Genomic DNA, 9140 nt, shown 5'->3' with positions numbered 1-9140 from the left:
CTTTACCGCAAACAGGGTACTGATGCCGTGCGACTGCAGGAACATCATCACATTGCGGATCTCCTGGTGCTCCTTCCAGGCATTGCGGATCGAGACCAGTTTGAGCTCGGCAATGCCGGGCACTTCGGTGAGGCGCTCAATTTCGGATTCAAAAATGTGCAGGGTGTCTTTGCCAAAGTGCTTTACAATGCGCTTGGCCGTAACCGGACCTACCCCCTTGATGAGGCCTGAGCCCAGGTACTTTTCAAGTGCATTGGCGGTGGCGGGCTTTCGTTCTTCTACCCGTTGGGCCTTGAACTGCCGGCCGAACTTGGGGTGGTTCACCCACTCGCCCCAGAAATCAATGGTGGCCCCGGCAAAGACCTTTGATTGGTGTACGGTTACGGGCACTTCTTCGCCGGGCCGGTCAAAGGGGGTCACCTTTAGCACCGACCAGCCCGTTTCCGCACTGTGAAAGGTAACCCGCTTCACAATGCCGGAGAGCTTTTCCAGGCTGGGCGAGGGACGATCGGGTTGCAGGGGCAGCTGGCGCATAAGGGGGCATTTCTCCCGATGAAACGGGTTTTTATCCCCTTAAGGTAAGCAGGAATGGAGGAAAATGCCAGTGTAGGTTAGGTGAAGCCCTCCAAGGGATTTGAAACCCTTGGAGGGCTATAGGGCTTTGGTTAGGTTGTCATCCGCATTCTGCCCCGTACTTTTTTACTCCGCAGTTCTTCTTCCCCTTCTAGTGGAATGGCCTCCTTTTTCACTTTCTTCTTTTTACCACCACACCAGAAAACCGGTAACCGGCAGGCTGGCGCAGATGAGGCTGATGAAAAAGGCCAGGAGCTTGCCGGGAAATCCCCCTACGGCGCCAATGTGGATGTCGTAATTGAGCATCATGAGCTGATCGGCCAGGCTGGCTTGGGCATAGCGGTCGCCCTGCATCCGGAGAGGTTCCAGGCTGTACTGATCATAATAGTATTCATTGCGGTTGTACCACGATCCCTTATCCTGGTAGGCAATGATCTCAATGGGGTCGTCGGCCTCAGCCGGTACCGGCTCCAGGTAAAAGCCCTGTGCCCGGGGCTCCTGCGCCAGGGTGAGGTACCAGGCTTTGTCCAGCACCGATATGCTGTCGGCGGGGAGCACCCCTGCCTTTGAGGGGTCGGAGTGGGGGTGGCTGTGTTCGGGCCGGGACTGTCCGCCGGAGGTGGCAAAATAGAGGGCATCGGCAAACCAGGCAAAGCTCCAGACCAGCCCGGTAATGCCCAGCGCCAGCGCCAGCAGCAGGCTGTAGAAGCCCAGCACATTGTGCAGATCATAGTTGACGCGCTTGAAACTTCCCCGCCATTTGATGGTGAAGCTTTTGCGGTACTCCGATTTCTTCGCCCTTTTGGGCCACCACATCACCAGGCCTGTGACCAGCAGCACCACAAATACCAGGGTGCCGATGCCCACGATGGGGCGGCCAATTTCATAGGGGAGCCAGAGGGCCCGGTGTCCATCTATCACAAAGCGGAAAAAATCAAAACCATCCCCGCCCAGGGTTTGCTGCTTTTGCAGAAACTGGCCCGTATAGGGGTTCATGAAAATGGCGGTGAAGGTCCGCTTGCCATTTTCGGAGCCAAAGTAGCCCACCGCCGCGGCGCCTTCCCGGTTGCTGTAGGTAAGGCCGGTGGGTGTTTGGCCGGGCATGTACAGCCGGGCGGTATCCAGCAGCTGGCTGGGGGGTACAAAGGGCATGGCCTGGGCCTCTACAAAGCGCCAGGGCTCCAGTGCATCTTTAATTTCTTCCTCAAACGCATACAAACAACCTGTAATGCTCACAATAAAGACAATAATGCCGGAGCCGAGCCCCAGCCAGAGGTGCAGCCAGTCATTGATCCGTCGGATTGCGCTTTTTTTTGTCTTTTGTCTGCGTTTCATGGGCATTGGGAGTAGAAGAAGGATGAGCCAGCCTGCTTTGGCGTTGGAGCAGGCTGGCCCATCCTGGTAAACTTAGAGTTTGAAGAAGCCCGCCAGGAAGTTGGCTTCCAGTTCGGCGCCTTTGGTGGCCGTATGGGTGGTCAGGTCTATGCGGTACACATAGATGCCGGAGGCTTCCGGAATGCTCATGTAGAGGTGATTACCATCGTGCAGGGCGGCCAGGCGGCGGCCGCTGCCGCCATGTACCGGCAGGCCGTCGATGTAGGTGATCGTCTGGTTATAGAGGTCAAGCACGGCCGAGCGCAGGGGCCCATCGGACCAGCGCTGCTGATCGGTATTGGCATCCGTATTGATCTCGGCAAAGGCTTTGCCATTGCCCAGGTACTTCAGGTGGGCGATGTTCTTGCCACCGGTGAGTGCTTCCACATCCAGGAAATAGTCTGCATCGAACTCGCTTTGGCCGGCAGGGATGCGCAGGATAGCCCCTTGCTTGGTGGTCTGGCTAAAGCCGTTGGCGGGGTTGGAATGGGAGAGGGCATATACATCGCCCCGCTCATCTACGATCAGACCGGATTTGGTATTGAAGCCGCCAATGGGGCCGGTGCGCTCATCTTCGATCACTTTCTGAAACTCCAGGCCGGGGTAGGAGTAAACGGCCACCTGCGCCCCATCGGTGTAGGGGGTATTGTAAGTGGTGGGGTCGCTGATGTAGTAGCTCACAAACAGCTGGTTGCCGCTGATGCGCATGCCGGAATACGAAGGCGCCTGCAGGCTGCTCAGGTCGGATACAGGGTGCTGGCGGGTGTTGGTTACCGTTACGGAATTGGCATCGATGGTATGCAGGCGCACCACATCAGAATTGGACGAAAGCTCCAGGGCTACCAGCGTATTGGCATCGGCCTGCACAATATCGGCCAGGCTGTTGGCAAAGGACACATTTCCCAGCTGGCGGAGTGCACCGCTTTCGGTTTTGCTGATGCCCACCACATCTACGGCGCCCAGGCCGCCAATGCTGTAAATGGTATTGTCAATCTGGGTGAAATCATAATACCCAGGCTGCTCAATACCCTGGCCCACGGCAGAGAGCGAGCCGCTCATGACCTGCTCAAAGGGTACGGTGTAGTAGGTAAAGCCGCCATCGCTGCCCTGAACGGCCAGGGAGAGCACATAGGGGGCATCATCGGCAGGAGTAGGCGGGGTTTCAGTTCCCTGGCAGGAGCTGAGGACAGCTGCTGCGCCAAGGCTTAGAAGCGGGAGGACCCATTGCCGTACAGAATTGATCGAAAACATAGGTGTAGGAGTATTTAAGTGAATGAAAGAGGGATTAGAGGACCCATCTGAGCTTTAGGTAAAAGGCCCGTCCGGGTTTTTGTAAATAGTATTTATCATAGAGCCTGGCATCCAGCAGGTTGCGGCACTCCAGTGCCAGGTTATATTTACCCTGCTGCAGGCTATAGGCAAGCTCCAGGGCGTGTGCTGTTTGCCGGGGTATTATTTTTTTAGTGTCGCGGGAGCCCAGGGCAGCCCAGCTCAGAAAATACTGCTCCACAAAGCTGAAATGGTAGGTGAGCTGCAGGGCCGATTCCCGTGCCCCTACATCCTGAAAGCTGAGGCCGGCATGGGCATTTCCAAAGAGGTAGGGGGTATTGGGCAGGCGGTAGCCCAGCTGGTAGTTGCGCTGGTAGCCGGTATTGGTATAGGACTGGTTGTAGATGAACTCGGCCTGGTCGGTTATATCCTGAAAGGTCATGTTGCCCCCCAGGCGCAGGCGATCCCTCCACTGGTAGAGCAGGGAGCCTTCCACCCCCAGTGTACGCGTTTCGCTCAGGTTGCTGGAGGAGGTCTCGGGGCTGGCTACGCGCACCACCTGGTAGATCAGGTCCTTGGATTCCCGGTAAATAAAGCTGCTTTCCAGTGATAGCTGATGGTGGTGGCGCAGTTTTAGGGTGTAGGCAGCGCCCAGGTTGAGGTTATGGCTTTGCTCCGGGCCCAGGTCCGGGTTTGGCAGGATAAACAGGCCATTGCCAAAGAGCTCCGCCGCCCAGGGCATGCGGGAGGTATGCTCGTAAGAGGCTTTCAGCTGCAGGCTGGGGCGCACAAAATAGGAGGTGGCCAGCCCATAGCCGAAATTGTCTTTTTGTACCGACTGCCCCTCGATCCGGCGGCTGGAAAGGCCAAAATCCACCTCTTTGCTGGTAGCAGCTTGCAGCAGAAAGTACTTGGCAAAAAGTGTGGTGCTCCATTTTTTGCTGGGATCGAAGGTATAGGCCAGTCCCAGCACCTGCTTGTTCAGGGTTTTGGGAAACTTGTTTTCGATCCTGTCCGGATTCTCGGTATCAAACACTTCCCGCTGAAAATAGGAGTACGAATGGTTGAGCGCCAGAGAGTGCCTGGGGCTAAGCACATACCTCAGGTTCAGCTGGCTGTTGAGCTCACTGTCGGTAAGGGTGGTAAAGGTTCTGGACAGCTCCCCATTGTTGGAGCCGGGCGTATAGGTGGCCTCGCCCAGCCAGTTGTAGGTGACACCCCTCAGGGTATCGATCACCTGGCTTTTGGTACTGTTGTAGGCCGTGTACAGGCTTGCGTGTAACCCCTTGGTTAAGAGGTTCTCCTTGCTCCAGCGCAGGCTGGGAATCAGCGACTGACTGTTTTGGGTGATGCCGCCGTACACACTGTTCATGGTGGAGCCGGTCTGCACCTGCTGATCATTGCCGGAGGCCAGCAGGCCCAGCAGAAAGTTGTCGGCCCAGCGGCGGTTTACCCAGCCGGTTTCCAGTTTCAGCAGGCCGGAGCGGTAGCGGTCATGAAAGCGCTCTACCTCGGCCGAATCCACAATGCGGTTGTCCTGGCGGATGGGCACCCAAACCCGGTAGTTGTTATCAGAATAGTTGTAAGCCAGGTTGCTCCTGAGGGTGAAGCCACTTTTTGGGGCGGTATAGGCGCCGTTGAGCGACAGGCGGTGGGTATTGAAGGAGCCAATGGCATACGAGGCATCCAGAAAGTTGTGCTGCTGGTTGGTGATGATGTTCACAGCGCCGCCCAGGGCATCGGTACCCAGCCAGATGGGCACCACCCCTTTGTAGATCTCGATGCGCTCGATGCTGTTGACCGGGAGGTTATTAACGCTGAGGGAGGAGCCGAAATTATCCATGGGGATGCCATCCAGGAAGAACTTCACCTGATCGCCCGAAAAGCCATTTAGCGTAACATTGAGTGCCGATCCCAGCCCACCCTCTTCCATGATGCGCACCCCGGCTACGCGGTTGAGGAGTTCTTTGGCATCAGAGGTGCTGTTGTAGAGGTCTTTGGCGGTGATTGCCGTTACAGTGTAGGCTTGTTCTCTCACCTCCTGGCTAAGGGATTTGCCGCTGATCTCCACCGCCTGCAGCAGATCGGCCTGTTCGCTGAGGGTACAGGAGACGGTTTTCTTATCGCCTGCTTGTAGTTCAAGATTTAGTTCCTGCGTCTCGAAGCCCAGGTAGCTGATCTGCAGCACATAGCTGCCGGGGGGGATATCCCGCAGCTCAAAGCGCCCATTCAAATCCGTCACCACGCCGTTCATGCCCGGCTTCAGTACCACTGCCACCCCCATGAGGGCCTCTAACGTGCCGGAGGTTACACGGCCGGCCACCGTGGCCCCTGTAGGGGTTTGGGCGCCTAATAGCTGGCAACAGAGGCTTAAGACTAAAAGGAGGACCGTTGGTAGCGTGTGGTGATGCACGGCCTTTCTGGGTTAGGGTACAATCTTGCCCCAAAACTAGGGGTGAAAGCGGAGAAATAAAACTTATTTAGACTAATTCCAAATAAATATTTTTCCTCAGCGATTCTGGGTATGCCAGAGGAGTAACCAACTTCATCAGGCTTGCCATTTGGTGATCTGGCGCATGGGGGATATGAGGAAAGCACGGTGCAAGGATGCCTGCGTACAGCAGGTTCAGGTAGGCCTAAAGGGGGGTGCCGGGACATTGACTGTGTGCAGCCTACCTCCTAAATGTATGCGAACGATGAGGGGAAGGGAGTCAGAAAATACAGGTTTGAGCGAGTACAAACCGCTAAAGGGAGGGATAGAAACGCTTGCTGATGGATATGCAGGGCAGAAGCAACAAGGTATCTTGTGAAGAAAAACAAAACCCGCTGCAAATCAATAGCTTGCAGCGGGTTTCTGTACTTCTATAGTGTTCCCGAAGGGATTCGAACCCCTATCTTCAGAACCGGAATCTGAAATTCTATCCATTGAACTACGGGAACGGATTGAAAACGGTAGCGCAAAAGTAGCGTTATTCCCCTAAAAACCGAAATCTGGGGCTAAAAAAATCAACAGTTGCCAAACTTCTTTCAACACTTGCATTAGATGCCTGTTATACAAGCAGATAACCTATTTAAGTAAACGATCGAATATATGAACGCATCCAATCTTGATGTACAATACACCGCTTCGGCTACCTCTACCGGCGGCCGCCAGGGTGAGGTAAAAACCTCTGATGGTACACTGTCCCTACGGACCACCGAACCTAAGGAGCTGGGGGGCAAAGGAGAAGAAGGCGCCACTAATCCCGAGCAGCTCTTTGCAGCCGGCTATGCCTCCTGCTTTAGCAGCGCCGCCAAACTGGCCGCCGAAACCATGAACCTGCCCCTTCAGGAAAATGATATGCAGGTAACCTGCCATGTATCCTATGGCAAGGATAGGAGCGATACGGGCTTTGGCCTGAAGGTAAAAATGGAAGTGGCCGTAAACGGTTTGGAGCAGGATGCCAAGCAGCGTCTCATTGAAAAGGCCAACGAAATCTGCCCCTACAGCAAGGCCATCAAGGGAAATGTAGAGGTGGAACTGGTTACCAAATAACGTATACACCGAAGTGAGCTGCTCTCTCATACGAGGGCAGCTTTTTTTATGCCCGGGAGTGCAGGGCAAGGCGGTTGCCTTCAGAGTCCAGAAAGAGGGCCATAAAGCCGATTTCTTTGGAGATAAGGGTCTTTGGCTGCAGAATGCGCCCGCCGGCAGCTTCCACCCGGCTCAGCTCCAGGGCCAGATCGCCGGCCTGTGAGGTAAAATAGATCAGGACCCCATCGGTGCTGCTGGGGCTGTAATGCCGCGGATGGTGGATGAGCGACCCGCAGGAACCGCTGGCACCGTGCTTGGCCGGAAACCAGGCCATGTCCAGACCCCCCATAGGCCTGCGGAGCAGCTGTACGGCAAATACCTGCTCATAGAAGCGTACGGCCCGGTTCATGTCGGTTACAGGTATCTCAAACCAGCCTACCAAATTTGTCTGCATACACTCTGGTATAGGGGATGATCATCATGTGTGCCGCCTGTGCCGGCTGCCGGCTGGGCGAAAGATCCAAGAAAGCAAAAAAAATGCAATAGTGCAGGCTTGCTCTCCAATTTCTTTCCCGGCTGTCAATCCAGTAAAAAACGACCCCTGCTCACCGAACGGGAGCAGGGGTCCTGGGTTGGTCATCAGCGGGAGTAGTTGCAGTAAGGGGTAAGGTAACCCTTTAGTTTATCACGAATATTTGCATGATGGTGGCTTTGTTGGATACCACCTGCTGCTGCAGCAGGAATACCAGGGCACCGGCAATGTAGCCGATCAGAGCCAGGCCGCTCATTTTGCGCAGGTACCACATAAAGTTGATCTTTTCCAGACCCATGGCGGCCACCCCGGCGGCGGAGCCAATAATGAGCACACTTCCGCCTGTGCCGGCACAGTAGGCCAGGAACTCCCAGAAGGCGTGGTCGGTGGGGTATTCTACATGGTACATGCGCATCATAGCCGCTACCAGGGGTACATTGTCCACTACGGCAGAGAGCAGGCCAACCAGGAAGTTGATGGCGTAGAAGTTGCCGATCTGGGCATCCAGCACATTGGCCATGATGGCCAGCTGACCGGCAGATTGCAGGGCGCCAATGCTCAGCAATATGCCCAGGAAGAAGAGCACCGTGGCGGAGTCTACTTTTTTAAGCGCCGTCAGCACCGAGAATTTGGTCTTTTCTTCTTCCGCTTTTTTATGATGTACCAGTTCAATCACTACCCACAGTATCCCCAGACCAAGCAGTATGCCCATGTAGGGGGGCAGGTGGGTGAGGTATTTGAAGATGGGCACAAACACCAGGGCCGCTACACCCAGGCCCAGCACCAGCTTGCGCTCAAAGGGGGTGGAGTCCAGCTTGCTGTGCTCCACAGGGGCTACGTCAAGTGCCTGGAGGCTATTGCTGGAACTACTTCGTTTAAAAGTGAGGTACAGCATGGGGAAGATAAAGCAGGCCAGGCTGGGGAAAAAGAGCGTCTGCACAATGTTTTCGGTAGTGATCTGTCCGCCAATCCAGAGCATGGTGGTGGTTACATCCCCAATGGGGGTAAAGGCGCCGCCGGCATTGGCAGCGATGATGACCATACCGGCATAGAACAGGCGCTGGTCCCGCTGAGGCACCAGCTTGCGCAGTAGCGATACCAGCACAATGGTGGTGGTAAGATTGTCCAGAATGGCCGAGAGCACAAAGGCCAGGCCTCCCAAAATCCAGAGCAGTTTTTTGGAACAGCGGGTTCTGATGCGGCTGATGATCACCTCAAAGCCATCGTGCAGGTCAATGATCTCCACAATGGTCATGGCGCCCAGCAGAAAGAATAGAATGCCTGAGATCTCGCTCAGGTGGTGCATCAGTTGCTCATTAACAAGATGCACATCGCCCAGTTGAGTGGCGTAGATGGTCCAGCAGAGTACGCCTGCCAGCAGGGCCGAAGCGGCCTTATTGATGTGAAAGGTATGTTCCAGGGTAATGAACAGGTACCCAATTACAAAGATGGCAACAATCCAGATCATGGCGCTGAGGGTTCGTAAATCTGACCGTAAAGCTACTACCGGTTTGTTTGGTTAACCTATGATTTAGGTCATTTTAGACAGTATAATATTTGGCAAAAAATAACATGGCAAAACAAGACGTTAGGGTCTTAAATTATTGTTTAGCCGGTTTAAAGCCCACTGATGTATTGGATTTAGTATGTGGCGTCCAAATTTTCTTACCTGAAGGTGCTGAAAAATGAAGCTAACCAATGTCAGGAAAGTACCTTAGTGGCTGATTTTCAGCAGTACTTCCGGCGGCTAGGCCGGAAATTTTTACCGGCAACCGTCCTGAAGTGAACGGGCGGTTACCCTCTTCTGGTGCACCCTCTGACAGGGCATCGATGGGGGAGCAGCCATGAGTCATCCCGAATTTTAGAGAATACTTATTT

General features: G+C 54.8%; 8 protein-coding genes and 1 tRNA gene. 1 reads left to right on the top strand and 8 read right to left on the bottom strand.

What is annotated here, in order from left to right; all coding sequences use genetic code 11:
* From ADICEAN_RS18875 to ADICEAN_RS18850, 5 genes are all read right to left on the bottom strand, one after another.
* On the bottom strand, positions 1-534 hold a 534-nt coding region (locus ADICEAN_RS18875; protein ID WP_040398247.1), incomplete at its 3' end, for an ATP-dependent DNA helicase.
* Positions 535-759: 225 nt separating this feature from the next.
* Positions 760-1908: a PepSY-associated TM helix domain-containing protein gene (locus tag ADICEAN_RS18870; RefSeq protein WP_009197259.1), complete on the bottom strand. Its 1149-nt coding sequence runs from the start codon at positions 1906-1908 to the stop codon at positions 760-762.
* A gap of 72 nt (positions 1909-1980) precedes the next feature.
* On the bottom strand, positions 1981-3198 hold the full coding sequence (locus ADICEAN_RS18865; RefSeq protein WP_009197258.1) for a DUF4374 domain-containing protein: 1218 nt from the start codon (positions 3196-3198) through the stop codon (positions 1981-1983).
* A gap of 34 nt (positions 3199-3232) precedes the next feature.
* A complete protein-coding gene (locus ADICEAN_RS18860; RefSeq protein ID WP_009197257.1) occupies positions 3233-5539 on the bottom strand; it encodes a TonB-dependent receptor in 2307 nt (768 codons plus the stop codon).
* 545 nt (positions 5540-6084) lie between these two features.
* Positions 6085-6156: transfer RNA gene (locus ADICEAN_RS18850), tRNA-Arg, on the bottom strand.
* A gap of 151 nt (positions 6157-6307) precedes the next feature.
* Between ADICEAN_RS18850 and ADICEAN_RS18845 the strand changes: the two genes are divergently transcribed.
* A complete protein-coding gene (locus ADICEAN_RS18845) occupies positions 6308-6751 on the top strand; it encodes an organic hydroperoxide resistance protein (RefSeq protein WP_009197256.1) in 444 nt (147 codons plus the stop codon).
* 46 nt (positions 6752-6797) lie between these two features.
* On the opposite strand, the gene ADICEAN_RS18840 is transcribed toward ADICEAN_RS18845, so the two are convergent.
* The 3 genes from ADICEAN_RS18840 to ADICEAN_RS23415 form a co-directional block, all read right to left on the bottom strand.
* Positions 6798-7184, bottom strand: coding sequence for a VOC family protein (locus ADICEAN_RS18840; RefSeq protein WP_009197255.1), 387 nt, complete (start codon positions 7182-7184; stop codon positions 6798-6800).
* Between the two features lie 223 nt (positions 7185-7407).
* Positions 7408-8730: a sodium:proton antiporter NhaD gene (gene nhaD, locus ADICEAN_RS18835; protein ID WP_009197254.1), complete on the bottom strand. Its 1323-nt coding sequence runs from the start codon at positions 8728-8730 to the stop codon at positions 7408-7410.
* Positions 8731-8953: 223 nt separating this feature from the next.
* A partial coding sequence (locus ADICEAN_RS23415) for a hypothetical protein (RefSeq protein ID WP_236612961.1) occupies positions 8954-9140 on the bottom strand: 187 nt, incomplete at its 5' end.

The organism is Cesiribacter andamanensis AMV16 (assembly GCF_000348925.1).
Taxonomy (GTDB): domain Bacteria; phylum Bacteroidota; class Bacteroidia; order Cytophagales; family Cyclobacteriaceae; genus Cesiribacter; species Cesiribacter andamanensis.
The sequence above is the reverse complement of the archived record's forward strand: the minus strand, read 5'-3'. Positions and strand labels throughout refer to the sequence as shown.